The 701-nt window shown below is 55.5% G+C and carries 1 rRNA gene; it reads left to right on the top strand.

Features of this window, described 5'->3' with window-relative positions:
- Positions 1-689, top strand: a 23S ribosomal RNA gene (locus BGE37_RS24760); the annotation flags it as partial.
- Positions 690-701 lie beyond the last annotated feature (12 nt).

The following is a 701-nucleotide window of genomic DNA, read 5'->3' as shown; positions in this document are numbered from 1 at the left end:
GGGTTGCGGACAGTGTCTGGTGGGTAGTTTGACTGGGGCGGTCTCCTCCTAAAGAGTAACGGAGGAGCACGAAGGTTGGCTAATCCTGGTCGGACATCAGGAGGTTAGTGCAATGGCATAAGCCAGCTTGACTGCGAGCGTGACGGCGCGAGCAGGTGCGAAAGCAGGTCATAGTGATCCGGTGGTTCTGAATGGAAGGGCCATCGCTCAACGGATAAAAGGTACTCCGGGGATAACAGGCTGATACCGCCCAAGAGTTCATATCGACGGCGGTGTTTGGCACCTCGATGTCGGCTCATCACATCCTGGGGCTGAAGTAGGTCCCAAGGGTATGGCTGTTCGCCATTTAAAGTGGTACGCGAGCTGGGTTTAGAACGTCGTGAGACAGTTCGGTCCCTATCTGCCGTGGGCGCTGGAGAACTGAGGGGGGCTGCTCCTAGTACGAGAGGACCGGAGTGGACGCATCACTGGTGTTCGGGTTGTCATGCCAATGGCACTGCCCGGTAGCTAAATGCGGAAGAGATAAGTGCTGAAAGCATCTAAGCACGAAACTTGCCCCGAGATGAGTTCTCCCTGACCCTTTAAGGGTCCTGAAGGAACGTTGAAGACGACGACGTTGATAGGCCGGGTGTGTAAGCGCAGCGATGCGTTGAGCTAACCGGTACTAATGAACCGTGAGGCTTAACCTTACAACGCCGAAG

Origin of the sequence: Escherichia sp. MOD1-EC6300, assembly GCF_002965045.1 — a bacterium.
Lineage (GTDB): Bacteria > Pseudomonadota > Gammaproteobacteria > Enterobacterales > Enterobacteriaceae > Escherichia > Escherichia coli_F.
Note: the sequence above shows the minus strand (reverse complement) of the source record. Positions and strands in the feature narration are given on the sequence as shown.